The sequence below is a fragment of the Euzebyella marina genome, assembly GCF_014855515.1.
Classification (GTDB): Bacteria; Bacteroidota; Bacteroidia; order Flavobacteriales; family Flavobacteriaceae; genus Euzebyella; species Euzebyella marina.
Genome location: NZ_JACYFK010000001.1, coordinates 1,009,491 through 1,028,602 on the forward strand (window position 1 = coordinate 1,009,491; position 19,112 = coordinate 1,028,602).

Annotated in this window: 15 protein-coding genes and 1 tRNA gene; 10 read left to right on the plus strand and 6 right to left on the minus strand. The window is 40.7% G+C overall.

Features of this window, described 5'->3' with window-relative positions; genetic code table 11:
• Positions 1–24: 24 nt before the first annotated feature.
• The 3 genes from IL356_RS04000 to mce all read right to left on the minus strand — a co-directional run bounded on the left by IL356_RS04000 (position 25) and on the right by mce (position 1,859).
• Positions 25–1,113, minus strand: coding sequence for a hypothetical protein (locus tag IL356_RS04000; protein ID WP_121847096.1), 1,089 nt, complete (start codon positions 1,111–1,113; stop codon positions 25–27).
• 152 nt (positions 1,114–1,265) lie between these two features.
• Positions 1,266–1,339 (minus strand) — tRNA-Ile (locus IL356_RS04005).
• Positions 1,340–1,448: 109 nt separating this feature from the next.
• Positions 1,449–1,859, minus strand: a complete 411-nt coding sequence (mce, locus tag IL356_RS04010) for a methylmalonyl-CoA epimerase (protein ID WP_121847095.1) — start codon at positions 1,857–1,859, stop codon at positions 1,449–1,451.
• A gap of 71 nt (positions 1,860–1,930) precedes the next feature.
• Between mce and rbfA the strand changes: the two genes are divergently transcribed.
• Both rbfA and IL356_RS04020 read left to right on the plus strand, forming a co-directional pair.
• Positions 1,931–2,323, plus strand: coding sequence for a 30S ribosome-binding factor RbfA (gene rbfA / locus IL356_RS04015; RefSeq protein WP_121847094.1), 393 nt, complete (start codon positions 1,931–1,933; stop codon positions 2,321–2,323).
• A gap of 2 nt (positions 2,324–2,325) precedes the next feature.
• Positions 2,326–3,513 carry an ABC transporter permease gene (locus tag IL356_RS04020; protein ID WP_121847093.1) on the plus strand — a complete coding sequence of 396 codons (1,188 nt, stop codon included), beginning with the start codon at positions 2,326–2,328 and terminating at the stop codon, positions 3,511–3,513.
• A gap of 2 nt (positions 3,514–3,515) precedes the next feature.
• Here the strand turns inward: IL356_RS04020 and dusB are convergent, their stop codons facing one another.
• The gene (gene dusB, locus IL356_RS04025; protein WP_121847092.1) at positions 3,516–4,511 is read right to left on the minus strand and encodes a tRNA dihydrouridine synthase DusB; all 996 of its coding nucleotides are present in this window, start codon (positions 4,509–4,511) and stop codon (positions 3,516–3,518) included.
• Between the two features lie 104 nt (positions 4,512–4,615).
• Positions 4,616–7,015 (minus strand): outer membrane beta-barrel family protein, encoded by a 2,400-nt coding sequence (locus tag IL356_RS04030; protein WP_162987768.1) that lies wholly within the window; start codon positions 7,013–7,015, stop codon positions 4,616–4,618.
• Positions 7,016–7,278: 263 nt separating this feature from the next.
• On the opposite strand from IL356_RS04030, the gene lepA reads away from it, so the two are divergent.
• Both lepA and IL356_RS04040 read left to right on the plus strand, forming a co-directional pair.
• Positions 7,279–9,075 carry a translation elongation factor 4 gene (lepA, locus tag IL356_RS04035; protein WP_121847090.1) on the plus strand — a complete coding sequence of 599 codons (1,797 nt, stop codon included), beginning with the start codon at positions 7,279–7,281 and terminating at the stop codon, positions 9,073–9,075.
• Positions 9,076–9,258: 183 nt separating this feature from the next.
• Entirely contained in the window at positions 9,259–9,492 is a 234-nt protein-coding gene (locus IL356_RS04040) for a GTP-binding protein LepA (RefSeq protein WP_121847089.1), read from the plus strand.
• On the opposite strand, the gene IL356_RS04045 is transcribed toward IL356_RS04040, so the two are convergent.
• Entirely contained in the window at positions 9,489–11,345 is a 1,857-nt protein-coding gene (locus IL356_RS04045; RefSeq protein ID WP_121847088.1) for a cation:proton antiporter, read from the minus strand. The two genes, IL356_RS04040 and IL356_RS04045, sit on opposite strands and share 4 nt — an antisense overlap.
• A gap of 258 nt (positions 11,346–11,603) precedes the next feature.
• Here IL356_RS04045 and IL356_RS04050 point away from each other — a divergent pair, with 258 nt between their 5' ends.
• The 6 genes from IL356_RS04050 to IL356_RS04075 all read left to right on the plus strand — a co-directional run bounded on the left by IL356_RS04050 (position 11,604) and on the right by IL356_RS04075 (position 19,111).
• Positions 11,604–12,473: an MBL fold metallo-hydrolase gene (locus IL356_RS04050; RefSeq protein WP_121847087.1), complete on the plus strand. Its 870-nt coding sequence runs from the start codon at positions 11,604–11,606 to the stop codon at positions 12,471–12,473.
• Positions 12,448–13,353: an SMP-30/gluconolactonase/LRE family protein gene (locus IL356_RS04055; RefSeq protein WP_121847086.1), complete on the plus strand. Its 906-nt coding sequence runs from the start codon at positions 12,448–12,450 to the stop codon at positions 13,351–13,353. Before IL356_RS04050 ends, IL356_RS04055 begins: the two co-directional genes overlap by 26 nt.
• Positions 13,354–13,368: 15 nt before the next feature.
• Positions 13,369–15,000, plus strand: coding sequence for a S8 family peptidase (locus IL356_RS04060; RefSeq protein WP_121847085.1), 1,632 nt, complete (start codon positions 13,369–13,371; stop codon positions 14,998–15,000).
• A 55-nt stretch (positions 15,001–15,055) separates the two neighbouring features.
• Positions 15,056–16,921 (plus strand): M1 family metallopeptidase, encoded by a 1,866-nt coding sequence (locus IL356_RS04065; protein ID WP_121847084.1) that lies wholly within the window; start codon positions 15,056–15,058, stop codon positions 16,919–16,921.
• A gap of 52 nt (positions 16,922–16,973) precedes the next feature.
• Positions 16,974–17,366, plus strand: a complete 393-nt coding sequence (rnpA, locus tag IL356_RS04070) for a ribonuclease P protein component (RefSeq protein ID WP_121847083.1) — start codon at positions 16,974–16,976, stop codon at positions 17,364–17,366.
• Between the two features lie 113 nt (positions 17,367–17,479).
• A complete protein-coding gene (locus tag IL356_RS04075) occupies positions 17,480–19,111 on the plus strand; it encodes a S41 family peptidase (RefSeq protein WP_121847082.1) in 1,632 nt (543 codons plus the stop codon).
• Position 19,112 lies beyond the last annotated feature (1 nt).

A 19,112-nucleotide genomic window follows, 5' to 3' on the forward strand; every position in this document is an offset into this window, starting at 1 on the left:
ATAACTTATGATGGAAGACAATCTTTAGATAGAGAATATTTCTTCAATCTTTTGTTCTGAATATATTGAAGTAACAAGCAGTATTATTAAATCAATCGTATTCGCGATAAACGCACTAACTAGTAATAGTGAAAAAATATAATCTTGGTTTGACGTTTGCTCAATAACATATAAGAATAGACTAAAAAGAAGAATGAGAACAAAGATTAATAAGTTGAAAAGGCTATTAATAAATGCGGAGAAATATTTCTGATTAAGTGTGTTTAAATAATAGTGTTTAGGAAAATATTTAGATTCAAAATCCTCGAATAATCTTTTTATTTCCATTTTCCTATCTTCAGGATTTAGCTGAGTCCCTTGGATTTGAAAAAAAAGATGTTCAACCTTTTCAAACCAATAATCCGATACCCTATCAAAATTTACTATATTATAATCAGACCTATCCAATAGGTACCAAAAAGAACCCGCATACTCTTTATATCTTTCTATATCAATTAAAGAGTAATTTCTAGGCGTAAATTCTCCAAACATTGAGTAATCGCTTGCCCCATCTACAAGTCCTTTTATCGCCAAATAAGCCTGTCCACTTGTCCCATAAATTTCTTTATCTATTTTTACCCAATCTTCATACTTAATTTTTCTGCCGTTAATTGTAGAGCTTCTATACTCCTCATACGTCAAACTAGCATGTTTATTATCAACAGCGGACTTTACATTATTTCTAAACTTCCAAAAATCATGCATATTTCTAATGTGAAATGCAATTTTTCGCAGTTGGGTAATCTTGAGAGACATTTTATCGATCTCTTTTTTTCTTTCAACCTTAATTGCTTTTTCCGCAAATAATTTAGAAAATAGGTAAGTTACAATTATAGCAACGATTATTGAAATGACTGATATCAGAATTCCCAAGATGTCCTTTTTAATAAAACTAAAATCGTTTGTGTTATTCCAAAACAAATCAAAACTGGCAAGCAAGAAAATCAAAAAAATAAGAAGACGGCACAGCTTTAAATTTTCAATAATAAAGCCTAAAGCCAGAGAAGAACTAGAATATGCAAAGTTGTATAGCTGTCCAAATCTAAATTTAATAAGTTCCCATTGTTGTGACATATATTGGCATTATATGAATAAATTTCGCACAGTTCTGCAATTTTAATGTTTGATTTCCAAAATTGGAGCAAAAACATATAAAAAATGCCACCCTTACTGCCACCTCCAAAAAAACAAACCCTTCTAAATCAATGACTTAGAAGGGTTTTCCGTGGTCCCACCTGGGCTCGAACCAGGGACCACCTGATTATGAGTCAGGTGCTCTAACCAACTGAGCTATAGGACCGTTGGTAATTTTACCATTGACAACCTTTTAAGGGTCGAAAATGAGCGCAAATTTAAATATAATGACCAACTACGCAAAATAATGTTCTTCATTTATGCAAAATATATGCTTAGTCCTCTTTTTCAATATCTTGACATAATTCTACAAGTACACCATTGCTACTTTTTGGGTGTAGAAAGGCGACCAACTTGTTATCGGCGCCTTTTTTCGGTTGGTCATCAACAAATTTAAAACCCTCTTTTTTTAATCTTTCAATTTCAAAAGTTATATCTGCTACCTGAAAAGCAATATGATGCATTCCCTCCCCTCTTTTATTGATAAATTGAGCAATAGCGCTGTTTTCGTCGGTAGACTGTAATAATTCGATTTTGCTATTTTCAGTTTTAAAAAAAGAAACCAAAACGTCTTCTGAGACCACTTCTTCGATTTTATAGTGCTGTGTTCCCAGTAATTTTTCAAATAGAATATTGGAGGTTTTTAAATCTGTAACGGCAATACCGATATGATCTATTTTTTTCAAGGTAAAATCTTTTGATTCGTCTATTGGGTTTATCTTCCTAATTTACATTTAATTCTACGTATTTTTGCCGTATGGAAACACAGAGACAGAAAAAAATAGCGGGGGTCATTCAAGAAGATATCGTTGACATTCTTCAACGTGCGGCAAAAGAAGGGGGTTTGAAAGGCACTTTAATCTCTGTTACCAAGGTTAAGGTAACTACCGACCTTTCCATTGCTAAAATATATATCAGTATTTTTCCTAAGTCGGGCGCTAAAGAACTTATGGATGGTATCAAGTCGAACCAACCTTTGATACGGCATGAGCTATCACAAAGAACCCGTAACCAATTACGAAGGGTTCCTGAACTTCTTTTTTATCTGGATGACTCGATTGAATATATCGAGAATATAGAAAAGTCGCTAAAGCGCGAAGAAGACCCGATTCAGAATCGAGACTTGTTGGATAAAAGAAAAAAACTGTAAGATTGAACTTTCCCTTTTATATAGCCAAACGCTATGTTCGATCAAAGAGCAGCCAAAATGCTATTAACATAATCAACCTAATTACCTTTTTGGTTATTGTTATAGGCTCTGCGGCTCTTTTCATCGTGCTGTCAGGTTTTGCTGGCCTTAAAGGATTCAGTCTTCAGTTTAGCAACACGTTTGACCCTGATTTAAAGGCTTTGCCACGAACAGGTAAGTTTTTTTCGATTACAGATGAGCAAGAAGAAAAACTTGACGCCGTTGCCGGCCTTGTCTCGTACACGAAAGAACTGGAGGAGAAGGTTTACTTGAAATATCAAGGTAAAAGTCATATCGCTTTCATAAAGGGGGTCGATACCAACTACAATCAAGTTACCGGAATGGATAGTACCATTCTCTATGGCACATGGCGCGTAAACGAGCGACAGGCGGTGGCAGGTATAGGGGTGGTAAATACCTTGGGCTTATCGGTAAATCAAAGCGCCTTGGTCGTTTTGGCGTTAAAACCTGGCAAAGGCTCTCTATCACCTCAAGATTTAAAGACCAAACCCTACTTTATAAGTGGGGTTTTTGGCATTGAGGAGAACTTAGACAAAAAATATGTTTTTGCCGACTTACCATCGGTACAAAATCTTCTGGATAAGAAAGGCAACCAAGTTTCTGGAATAGGCATTAAAGCGGCTTCTGATTCCAATGTAGAAGAGCTAAAAAATAAAATAGCGGATATATTAGGGGAAAATGTGGTGGTTAGAGATCGAAGAGAATTGAACAGCACCCTTTATCGTATGTTAAACACAGAGAACTTGGCAACGTATTTAATCTTCACCCTGGTTTTGATAATTGCCCTATTTAATGTGGTGGGGGCTATTATTATGATGGTTTTGGATAAGCAGCAAAATTTAAAAACACTTTATAATTTAGGAACAACCGTGGCCAAGCTACGGTCTATATTTTTTGCCCAAGGATTTTTGGTAACAGGTTTGGGCGGTTTTATTGGCGTACTTATCGGGTCATTGTTGATTTGGTCACAATTAGCTTTTGAATGGTTGAAAATCACCCCGACGCTACCTTATCCGGTAGAATACCAATGGCTAAATGTGCTGATTGTTTTGGCAACAATAATGATTCTGGGAATCATTGCTTCAAAAATTGCCAGCAGCAGAATCAATAAAAAGCTAATCGAGTCATAAAATTAGGCAGAGAACTCATAATCCCCGAATTTCTGCAACACCTCATCAAAAGCGGCAAAGACATCAGCGGCATCGTCACTGGTTACCATTTTCATACGGTACTGTTTAAAATTAGGAATGCCCTTGAAGTAATTGGTGTAGTGGCGTCTCGTTTCAAAAACACCCAACTTTTCGCCCTTCCAATCAATTGACATTTGTAAATGACGGCGAGCGGCCTCAACTCGCTCTACCATATTGGGGGGCGGCAGGTGTTCGCCCGTTTTGAAAAAATGCTTTACCTCATTAAAGAACCAAGGGTAACCGATACTTGCCCGCCCTATCATTGCCCCGTCTAGGCCATAGTCGTCACGCATTCTCATAGCAGCTTCGGGCGTATCTACATCGCCATTGCCAAAAACAGGAATATGCATTCGAGGGTTGTTCTTTACTTGGGCTATAGGTTTCCAATTGGCAGAACCCTTATACATTTGGGCCCTGGTTCGACCATGAATGGCGATTGCTTTGCAGCCTACATCTTGAAGTCGTTCGGCCACCTCTACGATTTTAATCGAACTATCGTCCCACCCTAAACGGGTCTTGACGGTAATGGGCAATTTTGTTCGCTCGACCATAGCCTTGGTAAGGGAGACCATCAAGTCCACATCCTTTAAAATACCGGCTCCGGCCCCTTTACTGACCACCTTTTTTACCGGGCAACCGAAATTGATATCAATGATGTCCGGTCCTGATTTCTCTACTATATCGACCGATTGAAGCATAGAGTCGAGATTGGCACCGAAAATTTGAATTCCCACGGGCCTTTCCTTTTCATAGATATCAAGCTTCATGACACTTTTGGCGGCATCTCGAATAAGACCTTCCGATGAAATAAATTCTGTATACACGACATCGGCGCCATTTTCTTTGCACAGAGCCCTAAAAGGAGGGTCGCTTACATCTTCCATGGGGGCTAGAAGTAGCGGAAAGTCAGGTAGTTGAATGTCACCAATTTTAGGCATGACCGATAGCTATTTTGGTGTGCAAAATTACACAAAATCATTGAATTGTCTATCAGGCTTTAGTTTATTGGGATGGCCGCTTCAAGAAAAGTATGACTGTAGAACTAAAGTCTATCTCTTTCGTCAACATCTTTGTCCTTTTTGTTCGACCTGATTTTGACATTGCCGAAGCGGTAACGGAAACCCAGGGTAAAAAGGCGGTTTTCGGTTATCTGGCGAGAAGTTCCGTTTTGGTTAAGGTAGTTTCTAACGCTGTAGAGGTTTCCTTGATTGAAAATATCATCTAAACCGATTGAAATACTAGCCGCATTGTTCCAGAAAGTTTTTCTAAAGTTAAGGTTAACATACCCAAAACCATCAAATCGGGCATTCTCCAATAGAAGTGGGGCCCTGTACATTACACTAAGATTGGCTGTAAGAGACCTGTCGGAGAGAAAGGTAAAGTTATTGCTGGTTCTAGCGAACCATGTGAACAACTCATTTTCTACCAGAAGATTTGAGTTGAGGTTGGTGAATTGCAGGTTCTGGTTGTAAAAGCTTGCCAAAAAATAGCTGTCCCAAAACTTGGTAATTTCTTTGTTATAGATCAAATCGATGCCATAGGCATACTCTCTATCCATGTTAAAACTGATAAAGCGCAACCACCTATATTGATTGTCTTGAAAGGCAAACTGGCCTAGCCCATTAAACTCGTTTTTATAAAAGAGCTCTACGGTATAGGTGTCTTTGAAAGTATAACCTATGGCAGTATAACAATCGGTCGCAGGTAAGAGATTAGGGTTGCCCTCAATAGTAGAAAAATTACTTTGAAATATTTGAAACGGATTGATGTTCGAATAGCGAGGGCGAGAAATTCTTCGTACGTAGTAAGCATTGAAATCATGGTCGTTATTAGGCGTATAGCGCGCTGAAAATGACGGAAAAAACTTTAGATAGTCATTACTGCTGTTTTCATTGCCTTGGTTCCATGTGCCCCGAGTTTCGGTGTACTCGCCCCTGATGCCACTTTTCAAATGCCAATCACCCCATTCGGCATCCACAGAGGTGTATCCGGCCCAAGTAAACTCGTCATAACCAAAGGTTCCGGCAAGGGTCGGATCAATGCCAGGGGTTTCCATATCAAAGCCTTGCTGGAGTACTATATTTTTAGAGCTTATGTCGGCATAACGCGCACCCACATCTACCTTTATCGTTTCACCAATAGGGGCCGACACGTCCGCCTGAAAACTATATAGATTGATATATTGTTCAGTGTTCAGGAAAAAATCATTGGAACCAGCATACTCGTTGTCAAGGTCATAAAATGAATTGTTCAATGATTGCCCTTTGCTTGTGTCATAAAAAGTGTAGTGGCCGTTCAGCATCAGCGAAGCACCATTATCACCTAAATTTTGTTCATAATCCACGTAATATGAAGTGTTGATCTGTTCGGTTTGTGATATGTTATAACTATCAAACCTTGAATACAAGCTGTCTAGCTCGATATTCGTATCGGTGTCGTAATAGCGCATGACCTTCGGCTGCCAAATGGTAATGGCACTGAGACTTAAGGTTTTGTTTTCCCCTAGGTCATAATCTAAAAAAGCGGATAAATTATGGCGTTTACCCTTTCGTAAATTTATTTGTTCGGCATCATAAATTGAAGTCGTTTCACCACCATCTAAAAAATTGGTGATATCGTTGTATTTGACCACGGTTCTATCGTGACCAAAATTATAGGTAAGCGAGAGGTTGGTTCGTTTGCTCTTAAAATAATGTTCGGTGCCCAACGTGTGCTTCGGTAAAACCCCCTGTACGTACCTGTTATAAACAGTACCATTATAGCCTGGAACCAAGTTCTTTTTCATGATAATGTTAATCAAGGCACTATCTTCAGCGCTATATTTGGCAGGGGGGGCGGTTATGACTTCTATCGACTCTACCGAGCTGGCCGAAGTGCCCGACAAGAGATTGATAATATCGCTTTTGGGAAGGTGAACTTTTTTTCCATTAATAAGAATACCCACATTGCTGCTCCCCTTAACGGATAAATTGTCGCCCACAATGGTTACGGCAGGAGTTCTTTTGAGCACTTCCCAGACTTCGCTATCTGATAGGGCCGTGTTTTCTATGTTGTAGACCAACCTATCAACTTTTCTTTCCAATCTTGGCTTATTGCCCGTAACAACTACTTCTTCAAGTTCAGAGGCTGCCTGAAGAACCAAGGCCGGAATCTTTAAGTCATTAGTTACCTGAATAGTGAGAGTGGCTGAGGACCTATCCATATAAGTCGCCTTTAACAAATAATCGCCTTTAGCAATGCCGCCAATAGCAAAATCACCATTTTCTTTTGACGAGGCACCATCGATTACCGTTGAATCTATGGCGCTCATGAGAAGAATATTGGCATAAGCAACAGGTTGCTGCTCTTCATCTTCAACAGTACCCAAAACCGAAAAGCTTTGGGAATAACCGCAAACCGTGAAGAACAAGCATATAAGAAAGGGGCAAAATTTTTTTCTCAAAGGCTTAGGTTCGTCCTCAAATCTAAACAAATAGGTAAATACCTACAACAAGTTCTTCATAAGATTACAATTAAATCGGTTCAATGGCAGTAAACCAAATATGTTTTTTAAAAAATAGGCTACACAGAGCATCCGGCTTCACAAAAAAGTGTCAATTAATACTTTATGTAGGCCTATCTAAATATTGATGCCAAGTAATTGATATTTAGTAAAGACGTTTTAAAATAACGTATCTTTGCGCCCTTAATCGCTGTTGAAGCCATATGAAGCACATTCGAAATTTTTGCATTATTGCCCACATTGACCACGGTAAAAGTACCTTGGCCGATCGACTATTAGATTTTACCGGATCTGTAACAGAGCGGGAAAAGCAAGATCAGTTGTTGGACAGTATGGATTTGGAACGTGAGCGAGGCATAACCATTAAAAGTCATGCCATTCAAATGGAGTATGTTTTTAAGGGAGAGACCTATGTTCTCAATCTTATTGACACCCCTGGTCACGTCGATTTTTCTTATGAGGTGTCACGGTCCATTGCGGCCTGTGAAGGAGCCCTTCTAGTGGTTGATGCAGCTCAAAGCATACAGGCCCAAACCATTTCAAACCTTTACTTGGCCCTAGAAAATGATTTGGAAATCATTCCTGTATTGAACAAGGTAGATTTGCCGAGTGCCAACCCGGAAGAGGTAACCGATGATATCGTTGACCTTTTGGGCTGTAAGCCGGAAGAAGTGATTCCGGCAAGTGCGAAGACCGGTCTAGGCATCGGGGAAATCTTAGAAGCAATAATTGAGAGAATACCTTCCCCGACCGGCGACCCAGACGGCCCGCTTCAGGCTTTGGTATTCGATTCGGTTTATAACCCTTTTCGTGGGGTAGAGACCTACTTTAGAATTATCAACGGGGAGCTTAAAAAAGGCCAAAAGATTAAGTTCATGGCCACTGGCAAGAATTACGACGCCGACGAGATTGGAACCCTTAAGCTGATTCAACATCCGAAGCAGAAAATTTCTACCGGTGATGTAGGCTATCTCATAACGGGAATTAAAGACGCCAGAGAGGTAAAGGTAGGCGACACGATTACGTTGACCGAAAACCCTTCAAAAAATGCTATTGCAGGTTTTGAAGATGTAAAGCCCATGGTATTCGCTGGAATTTATCCTGTAGATACGGAAGACTTTGAAGAACTTCGGTCATCAATGGAAAAACTTCAGTTGAACGACGCCTCATTGGTGTTCACTGCCGAAAGTAGTGCCGCTCTTGGTTTTGGTTTCAGATGTGGTTTCTTGGGAATGCTACATATGGAAATTATTCAAGAACGACTCGAGCGAGAATTCGATATGACCGTTATTACTACGGTACCGAACGTTAGCTATCATGCGTATACCAATAAGAACCCTGACGAAATAGTTATTGTAAACAATCCGTCAGATTTACCGGAGCCTTCTACCTTAAACCGCGTAGAGGAACCCTATATCAAGGCCACTATCATTACAAAATCTGATTTTGTAGGCAATGTAATGTCCCTTTGTATCGATAAGCGGGGCGAGATTACCAATCAGACCTACCTAACTACAGAACGGGTCGAGTTGACATTCGATATGCCTTTAGCAGAGATTGTTTTCGATTTTTATGATAGGCTAAAAACCGTATCGAAAGGTTATGCCTCCTTTGATTATGCCCCTATCGGAATGCGTACGTCTAAACTGGTAAGGGTCGATATTTTATTGAACGCACAGACGGTAGACGCACTTTCTGCGCTGGTTCACTTCGATAATGCTTACCATATCGGTAAGAAAATGTGTGAGAAGTTAAAAGAGCTGATACCAAGACAGCAATTTGATATACCTATTCAAGCCGCAATCGGAGCTAAAATTATCTCTAGGGAAACGATTAAAGCCTTGAGAAAAGATGTGACCGCCAAGTGTTACGGTGGTGATATTTCACGAAAAAGAAAGCTTTTAGAGAAGCAGAAGAAGGGTAAAAAGCGCATGCGCCAAGTAGGTAATGTTGAGATTCCGCAGCAAGCCTTTATGGCTGTTTTAAAGCTAAACGACTAGGTATATTTAGCGGCCCACAGATATTTATTTGAGATAATTTTTCGGATAAATCTATTTGATTTTCAGTCAAATACGGTTGTTATGAAGGTGTTTTATTACAATTGTTCATAACTAAATCGTTTCAGAACAATTTTTCACTCCTGTCACAGTTTTAGGTTTGTTGAATTTAGTTCCTCCAAACCTATGACAACTTATATAGCACAATTCGTTGCCAAACACTCTTTCATTTCTACCAAACAGCAGTCTATCTTTATTTGGCAGCAAGAAAGCGGTGAAATAGATAAAGAACTTTTAGAGAATAAAATCAAGCGAGAAGCGGCTCTTCACTTTTATCGGTTAGAGTCGAAAGAAGGTAATGATATCTTACTTGATGAGATTTCGGTAGATGTTCTAAAGACGATGCCATTTGGAGGTTAATCTTCCTCCTCTATGTCGTCTTCCGTGTCGTCTGCTTCTAACACTTTTCCCAAATATACCAATCGGCATCCTTCGTTGATATCGTTGAAATCAGTGCTAAAGGAAGGTATTATTTTCAAGTCGCCATCAGGTGTCTTAAGAAAAATGGGCACGATATTTTCGTCAGCCTTGGTGATTTCTATAAGTCCCTCGTAATGCTCCTTGTCCTTAAGCTCTATTTCATGAATGACCGGAAATTTACGAGCCGTTTCAGTTAGTTTAATGAAATCGTCGGTATGCGAAAATAACCCTTCTTTTGGGTTGTTTTCAGGATCGTTCATTTCATCGGCATCAATGAGCCTGAACGAACCGTTTTCTCCGAACTGCTGGCCAAATTTATTAACGGCATATCGGTTGATATCTGAGTTGCCGGTGAGTGCCATCAGGTACCCGACATCGTTCAGCTCAATATTATCGGTCAAATTATCGGAATATATATTCGCCGTAATCGCTTCAATACCCAACTTTTTGGCTTTGTCAATATTGGTCTGGTTGTTATCGATGAGAACCACATGACGCTTGTTCTTTCGAAGATAGTCCCCTATAATTCGGGACACTTTTGATGCCCCAATAATTACAATGCCTTCCGATTTCTTTAGAAAAACCCCGATAGCCTTGGCAAATACCCTGGCAGTGGTGGCATTTAAAAGAACCGTGCCCAATACAATCATGAAAACGAGAGGGGTTATATACTCGGCTCCTTCTTCGCCTTTGGCCAATAACTTAGAACCGAACAGCGAGGCGATACCGGCGGCTACAATACCTCTTGGCCCTACCCACCCTATAAAAAGTTTTTCATTGAATTTGAGATTGGAGCCTGTGGAACTTAAAAAGACCCCTAACGGCCGAATTAGGAAAACGATTACCAAGAAAAGCACGGCCGTTTTCCAACTATAAATCAATTGAAGGTCAGACATATTGATGTTAGCCGCCAATAAGATGAATAGAATGGAAATTAGTAACACGCTCAAAGACTCCTTGAAATATAGAAGCTCTTTAATGTTTGGCAGATCCGTATTCCCCATGACCATTCCCATTATTACCACGGCTAGGAGCCCAGATTCATGTGCAAAAACATCTGACATGACAAATACCAGCAACACGACCGACAAGGAAACTACGTTCAATAGATAATGTGGTATGAAGTTTCGTTTAATAACAAATGTCAGCGCGTGTGCAAAAGTAAACCCAAAGGTAAACCCGAAGAGCAGTATTTTACCGAACTCGATCATGGCGGTAAAAGTATAGGCCTGACCTTCGCCTACACTAATAAATTCAAAGACCAATACTGCAGCTAGTGCGCCGATAGGGTCGATTAAAATTCCCTCCCACTTAAGTACTGCCGATAGGTCTTTTTTTAGGGGGATATTCCGCAAAATAGGGGTGATAACAGTAGGGCCAGTGACGATTATCAATGACGAAAACAGAAACGAAATTTGCCAACTGAGGCCAAAAATAAAATGGGAAGCCATGGCGGCACCAAAGAAGGTAACCAAACTTCCTAATGTAATCAACTTCGTAATAACAGGTCCTACATTTCGTATTTCGGCACGCTTTAGGGTCAGCCCACCTTCGAAAAGAATGATACTTATGGCAAGAGAAACAAAATAGTAGAGCCCTTCCCCTGGAAAGAGACCTTTCTCGCCATTCCAAATAGGTTCTATGAGTTTACTGCCGTCTTCTGTGTATAACGTAGCCAATGGCCCCACCAACAGGCCAATTAAAATTAGTGGTAAAATGGCGGGTAGCTTAAAACGCCAAGCGACCCATTGTGCTATGATACCCAAAATGATAATACCTGCTAATTCAACCATTAAAATGAATTTCTTCAAAAATAGTCATTTTTAAACCGGACCATTTTGGTCTCGAAGGCATTTAAAAACGACAAAAACCCTAATTTACCTGCAAATATCAAGTTCTCAACAAGAACTTAAACACAAGATAGACTTATTTTTTAGAAACTATCATACCAAATGGTATTTTAGCGGCTTTTTTATAATCGGATGCACATCTATTCAATTTTTTGCCGTGCTAGGTGCTTTTTATAATTTGCGGGTCTAATTAGCTGTGTTATGACATTATATACCATAGAAACAGGAAACTTTAAATTAGACGGAGGGGCCATGTTCGGTGTGGTGCCAAAGACTATTTGGCAAAAGACGAATCCCGCCGACGAAAAAAATCTTATCGATATTGCCGCTAGAAGCTTATTGATAGAAGATGGAGACAAGCTTATTTTAATAGATACGGGCCTCGGTAATAAACAATCGGATAAGTTTTTCGGTTATTATTACCGTTGGGGCAATGATTCAATCGATAGTTCGCTGGCCAAACACGGCTTTCATAGAGATGACATTACAGATGTCTTTATGACTCACTTGCACTTTGACCACTGCGGGGGTAGCATTCAATGGAATAAGGACAGAACGGGTTTTGAACCCGCATTTAAGAATGCAAAATTTTGGACGAACAAAGACCATTGGAAATGGGCCACTGAACCAAATGCTCGAGAAAAAGCTTCTTTTTTAAAAGAAAATCTGCTACCAATGCAAGAAAGTGGTCAATTGAATTTTATAGATAGAGGTAAAGATGCTTTTTTGAAAAATTCTGAATTGGGCTTTGATATTCTTTTCGTTGACGGACATACCGATAAGCAAATGCTACCTCATATTAGGTATAAAGGTAAAACATTGGTCTTTGTGGCCGATTTAATACCTACCGTGGGGCACATTCCTCTACCGTACGTCATCGGTTATGATACGAGACCCTTGCTGACTCTCAAAGAAAAAGATGTTTTTTTGAAAGAGGCCCTAAAAAATGAATACTTTCTTTTTTTCGAACATGATGCCCACAATGAAATTTGTACCTTGCGTGAGACCGAGAAAGGTGCTCGGCTTGATAATACCCTTACTTTCAATGAACTATTCAATACCACGGCTTAAAAAAATACCTTTCGGTTTTTATGCAATTTTTTTCTTGGTTTCCTGCAAAGCCCAACGAATACAAAGTACTGATTTTACTTCTGAATGGAGTTTTACCAAAGGGGTGGAAGGTCCTGCAGTTGATAGTGAAGGTAACGTCTATGCGGTAAACTTTAAAGATCAAGGCACCATCGGAATCGTATACGAAAGTGGCGAGGGAGAAGTATTTGCGAAGCTGCCCGGTGAGAGTGTGGGCAATGGCATCCGTTTTGATAAATCTGGCGATATGTACATTGCCGATTATGTGGGCCATAATGTAATTCAAATTAAGAAGGGCACGCGAGAGCCGATAATTTTCGCCCATAATCCTGAAATGAGCCAGCCTAACGATTTGGCCATGGCACCGAATGGAACCATATACCTTAGCGATCCGAATTGGGCCGAAAGTAAAGGCCGTATTTGGATGGTGAACAAATCACAAGAAATAGTACTTCTCGAAGATGAAATGGGAACCACAAACGGTATCGAGGTGAGCCCTGACGGAAAGAAATTGTACGTCAACGAATCTGTTCAAAGAAAAATTTGGAGTTATGACATTGATTCCGAAGGTAAAATATCGAATAAAAACCTTTTTATGTCTTTTGAAGATTTCGGAATGGACGGTATGCGGTGTGACGCAAAAGGCAATCTTTATATCACCAGATATGATAAGGGTACGGTATTGATAGTAACTCCCGATAAAAAAATCATAAAAGAAGTGCAATTGAAGGGAAAAAAGCCTTCAAACATTACCTTTGGGGGCAAAAATGGCAAAACTTGCTATGTTACCATGGCAGATAGGGGAAATTTGGAAGCTTTTCCAGCTGTCAACCCCGGTGCCTATTACAAAAGTATACACTAATCTCAATTTGACTATATGACAAGATTATTTCCGAAATCCGTACTCGGATTAGCAATGGCATCCGTGCTTATGGGCTGCGGTGCGACCACCTTGGTTTCTACACCTATCGAAAACATTGATACAACCCCACTAAAAATTTCCGATTTGTCGGATGCTGAAAAGAAGAACTGGGGGCATTTAGATTTGGTCAGTGATACCATACCCGGTATGAGTGTAGATAAAGCATACACCGAAATTATTAAAAATAAGAAGGGTGAAACGGTCATTGTTGCGGTACTTGATTCGGGAATGGATTTAAAACATGAAGATTTAGATGGTGTTCTTTGGACCAATACTGGAGAAAAACCGGGCGACGGAATTGATAATGATAAGAACGGCTACATAGATGATATCCACGGCTATAACTTTCTTGGGGAGTCTTATAACGAGCAATTAGAGGTTGCACGTATTGTTCGATTAAAATTGGGTGATGTCGCACTTCAGGCAAAGGCAAAGGCAGAAGTTGAAGAAGAATACGGAAAGACTTTACAGCAAAAACAACAGTACGAACAAATATTTCAAGCGGTTAAAAATGCAGATGCCGCTGTGAAAAAAGAACTGGGCAAAGATGAGTATACCAAAGAAGATTTGGCCGGTATAAAGTCTACAGACCCAAGCATGCAGCAAAACATTGGCATACTTACGCAAATGCTAACTTATGAAGACAGCATTCCAGAAGTGCTTGAGCAAATAGAAGGCGGTGTCAAATATTTTACCGATCAGGCTAATTATAATTACAACGTTGATTTTGACGGCCGTAAAGAGGTAGGTGATAACCCATATGACATTACCGACACTGATTATGGAAATGGAAACCCTCAAAGTAGGTCGGAAGATGAAAGCCATGGAACCCACGTAGCCGGTATCATTGCCGCAGAGAGAAACAATGGCCTTGGGGCCAACGGGGTGGCCAATAACGTACAGATCATGAGCATCCGTGCCGTACCAAACGGTGACGAATATGATAAAGATATTGCATTAGGCATCCGCTATGCGGTAGATAATGGCGCGAAAATTATCAACGGAAGTTTCGGAAAAGGATATTCACCAAATGCCCAATGGGTTTACGATGCCATAAAATATGCCGCAGACCATGATGTTCTGTTCGTTCATGCAGCCGGTAATTCAGGTGAAGATTTAGACGACCCAGCCAACCCGAATTTCCCGAACGACCAAGTAAACAACGGTCCCGAGATTTCGGACAATGTCATTACCGTAGGGGCATTAGCTCCAAAATATGGCTCTGAAATGGTCGCTTCATTTTCAAACTACGGCAAAGTGAATGTTGATGTTTTTGCACCTGGTGACGAGATCTATTCTACAATGCCTGGCAACGAGTACGAGTTTCAAGGCGGTACTTCAATGGCCGCTCCAGCTGTGGCAGGGGTTGCGGCTTTAATCCGCTCGCAATATCCAAAGTTGACCGCTCCCCAGGTTAAGCAAATTATTATGGAGTCTGGCCTAACCCCCAGGGCTAATGTTATTCTTGCGGGAGATTCGGCCAAAACCGGAAAACTGGAAGAAATTTCGAAGGCCGGTACCATGGTAAACGCTTACAACGCCCTCATTATGGCGCACAATGTTTCTTCGGGAAAGATAAAACTATAACTAGTATCAATACGTGCCCCACAAAGTTTGTGGGGCCACATATATCATTTTTATTATGAACCGCATTTTTAAAGGTTTTGCTGTTATTGCTATGTTTTTCGCGGCTGATGCTCATGCCCAAAATTGTACTTATTGGCAGCAACATGTTGACTACTCGATGGAAGTGGCCATGAATGTAGACAATTATCAATACACAGGCACGCAGAAGTTGGTCTATACCAATAACTCACCCGATGAGATTTCGAGGGTCTATTATCACCTTTATTTCAATGCTTTTCAGCCTGGGAGTGAGATGGATGTTCGCTTGCAAAATATTGCCGATCCCGATGGCCGAATGATGACGGAAGACAAAAAAAGTAGAATATCTGCCCTATCTGATAAAGAGGTTGGTTATTTGCATACGAACTCGCTACTTCAAGATGGACAAAAAGTGAATTTTTCTGAAGAGGGAACCATTTTGGTAGTGGAATTGGCCAAACCGATTGCACCTGGTGCTAAGACTACATTTGACATGGTTTTTAGTGGCCAAGTCCCTTTACAAATACGTCGATCAGGTAGAAATAGCTCGGAAGGGGTTGCCCTTTCAATGAGTCAATGGTATCCTAAATTGGCGGAATACGATTTTGAAGGATGGCATGCAGATCCTTACATCGCACGTGAATTTCATGGTGTTTGGGGCGATTTTGATGTAAAGCTAACCATTGACAAAGATTACGTTGTGGGCGGAAGTGGATATTTGCAGAACCCACAAGAGGTAGGTCACGGTTATGAGGCACCCGAAACCAAAATTAAAAAGCAAAAGGGCAAAACATTGACCTGGCACTTTAAGGCTCCCAATGTTCATGACTTCATGTGGGCGGCAGATCCTGATTATCTGCACGATACCCTCAAAGTTGAAAACGGACCGGTATTGCACTTTTTGTACAAAGACAATAAAGAGATTACTGAAAACTGGAAAAAATTGCAGCCTAAAACGGCAGAACTGATGCAGTTCTTCAGCAAGAACATAGGCAAATACCCGTATGACCAATACTCTGTAATTCAGGGGGGCGATGGCGGTATGGAGTATGCCATGTCTACCTTGATAACGGGTGAACGCAAGTTCGAAAGTTTGGTCGGTGTTACGGCGCACGAAATGGCCCATTCATGGTTTCAACATATATTGGCTACAAACGAGTCAAAACACGAATGGATGGATGAAGGCTTTACCACCTTTATTTCAAATTTAGCTATGAACGAGGTGATGCAAGAAAACAAAGAGAACCCGTTTTTAGGCACTTATAAAGGCTACTACAATTTGGTCAATTCTGGAAGGGAACAGCCCCAATCGACGCATGCCGACAGGTATGATTTGAATTTTGCCTACGGCATAGCGGCATATAGTAAAGGTTCTATTTTTCTGTCACAACTGGGCTATGTCATTGGGCAAGACAAGCTAATGGAAACCGTTAGAAAGTATTATGAAGATTTCAAGTTCAAACATCCCGTTCCCAACGATATAAAAAGGGTGGCCGAAAAGGTATCGGGTATGGAACTTGATTGGTACCTGACCGATTGGACCCAAACGACCAATACCATTGACTATGGTATTACCGATGTAGCCTCAAATGACGGAAAAACGACCGTAAGCTTAGCGCGTAAAGGCCTTATGCCGATGCCTATAGACCTTTTGGTGGTATACGAAGATGGCACGCAAGAAACCTTTTATGCGCCCCTGCGTATGTTGCGTGGCGAAAAGGAAAATCCCTATCCGCAATTAAAAAGAACGGTTCTCGATGATTGGGCTTGGGCATACCCCAATTACAGTTTTACGATTGACCGACCCCTTGAAAATGTAAAGGCTATTGTAATCGACCCATCTCAACTAATGGCCGATGTCGATCAGACCGATAATGTTTGGCAAAGGGAGGGAGGAAACTAGCCTCTTTTCTTTAGCCACGGCATTCAAGCCGCAGAAAGCCTAGTCACCGTATATGGATTTTAGTTATCCAAAAAAAGAAAAGCTTAAAAGTCAAAAGTTGATTGAACAGCTTTTTGAACAGGGCAAGTCGGTCAAAGCTTATCCTATAAAGCTGTTTTACCTAAAAACCGAACTGAAAGAAGAGGTTAAAATACAGGCAGGGGTAGCCGTTCCAAAAAGAAATATCAAAGGGGCGGTTGACCGCAATAATATTAAACGATTGATGCGCGAAAGCTATCGGCTGAACAAACATCATGTTTTTAACAATAGTGAAGGCTCTTTTGCGTTTCTATTTTTATACCTTGGGAAAAAGATGACAAATTTCAAGGAAATGGAGCGTGCCATGATTAAAGCCATGCGCTATTTTCTTGAAGCGGAAAACCCATCTGACCGTTCTTTAGAATAGCCTCGAACTAGTCTAACGTAATGGTAGACCAAGAATTTGTGGGGCATGGTATTAAAGTTTGAATGCTCCATCCAATACCCAAACTAATTTATACTTCGAAAACTATCGTTCTGATGAAGTCATTTACGAAAAAGAGAATATTCATTCCCATTTTGGCCCTCTCGGTCTTTATTGTGGGAACAGGATTTGTTAAAAGTGATTTTTTCGAAATCGCTAAGCAAATTGAAATTTTTACGACCCTGTTCAAAGAATTGAACATGAACTACGTAGATGAAACGAACCCGGCGGAATTAATGGATACGGCCATCAAGAATATGCTTGACGACCTTGATCCGTATACGAAGTTCTTGAACGAACAAGATGTTGAAACCTACCGGATTAATAATGCCGGTGAATATTCGGGCATCGGTGCCCTCGTACGTTCGTATGATGACCGCTTATTGATTATGGAGCCCTATAAAGGCTATCCCGCTGATTTGGCAGGTTTGAAGGCTGGAGATGAGATATTGAAGATAGGAGATATCGATGTATCAAAATTTCATGATAATGCGAGCGAACTTTTAAAAGGAGCTAGCGATACTTCGGTCGAAGTTACCTTCAAAAGACAAGGCGAGACCAAGACAGCTACGATAACCCGTGGTGCAGTTGAGGTAGATGCTGTACCGTTCTTTAAAATGGTCGATAATCAAACTGGTTACATAGTACTTTCTAAATTCAATGCCAAAGCATCGGATCAGACTAAATCGGCTTTACAGGAATTAAAAGGTCAAGGTGCCAAGAAGATTATACTAGACCTGAGGGGCAACCCGGGAGGGTTGCTATCGGAAGCCATTAATGTGACCAACCTATTTGTAGATAAGGGTGAGTTGATTGTAACGACAAAGTCGAAAGTAAAAAAATTCAACCGTGAATACCGCACCAAAGATCAGCCGATCGATATGGAAATTCCGCTTGTCGTTCTGGTAAACGGAAGTAGCGCTTCGGCCAGTGAGATTGTTTCCGGAGGTCTGCAAGACCTCGACCGTGCGGTAATCATGGGCGCACGAAGCTTCGGCAAAGGGTTGGTACAACGCCCCTTGAAACTTACCTACGGCACACAGCTTAAGGTGACCATAAGCCGGTATTACACGCCATCTGGCAGATGTATTCAGTCTTTAGACTATTGGAACCGTGATGAAGATGGCAACGCTATTCAGAAGACCGTTTTTAATGACTTTACCACTCGCAATGGCCGCAAGGTTCAAGATGGGGGTGGGGTTCTGCCAGACCTCGAGATAGCATCAACAAAAGCGAACGAACTCACCACGGCTCTTTTGAACGATAATGTGATATTTGATTATGCTACTAACTACTATTATAATCACACACTAGACGGCATGGGCGATTTTAAGTTCACCGATAGTGACTACCAAGATTTTAAAGACTTCGTATCCAATAGTAATTTTTCTTTTGAGACCAAGACCGAGAAAACGTTAAAGGCGGCCATGACCGACCGTGAAGAAGTGATTTTTAATGACGCCATTGAAAATGATTTCAAAGCGTTATTGGCCGATATCGACAAGAGTAAGTTTGCCGCATTGGAAGAATATCAAAAGGAAATCAAAAGCAAGCTGGAAGACGAAATCGTTAAACGCTATTTCTACAGAGAAGGGCTTTACGATTATTACCTGACCCATGACGATGCCATAATCGCCGCTACGGCTCTCTTAGGCGACGAAAACAAGTATTTTGGTCTGTTGAAATAAA

Bases quoted from the DNA above. Each gene is read 5' to 3' on its own strand.
- IL356_RS04000 (WP_121847096.1), bottom strand. From the start codon at position 1,113: ATGTCACAACAATGGGAACTTATTAAATTTAGATTTGGACAGCTATAC.
- rbfA (WP_121847094.1), top strand. From the start codon at position 1,931: ATGGAAACACAGAGACAGAAAAAAATAGCGGGGGTCATTCAAGAAGAT.
- dusB (WP_121847092.1), bottom strand. From the start codon at position 4,511: ATGCCTAAAATTGGTGACATTCAACTACCTGACTTTCCGCTACTTCTA.
- lepA (WP_121847090.1), top strand. From the start codon at position 7,279: ATGAAGCACATTCGAAATTTTTGCATTATTGCCCACATTGACCACGGT.
- IL356_RS04040 (WP_121847089.1), top strand. From the start codon at position 9,259: ATGACAACTTATATAGCACAATTCGTTGCCAAACACTCTTTCATTTCT.
- IL356_RS04045 (WP_121847088.1), bottom strand. From the start codon at position 11,345: ATGGTTGAATTAGCAGGTATTATCATTTTGGGTATCATAGCACAATGG.
- IL356_RS04050 (WP_121847087.1), top strand. From the start codon at position 11,604: ATGACATTATATACCATAGAAACAGGAAACTTTAAATTAGACGGAGGG.
- IL356_RS04055 (WP_121847086.1), top strand. From the start codon at position 12,448: ATGAACTATTCAATACCACGGCTTAAAAAAATACCTTTCGGTTTTTAT.
- IL356_RS04060 (WP_121847085.1), top strand. From the start codon at position 13,369: ATGACAAGATTATTTCCGAAATCCGTACTCGGATTAGCAATGGCATCC.
- IL356_RS04065 (WP_121847084.1), top strand. From the start codon at position 15,056: ATGAACCGCATTTTTAAAGGTTTTGCTGTTATTGCTATGTTTTTCGCG.
- rnpA (WP_121847083.1), top strand. From the start codon at position 16,974: ATGGATTTTAGTTATCCAAAAAAAGAAAAGCTTAAAAGTCAAAAGTTG.
- IL356_RS04075 (WP_121847082.1), top strand. From the start codon at position 17,480: ATGAAGTCATTTACGAAAAAGAGAATATTCATTCCCATTTTGGCCCTC.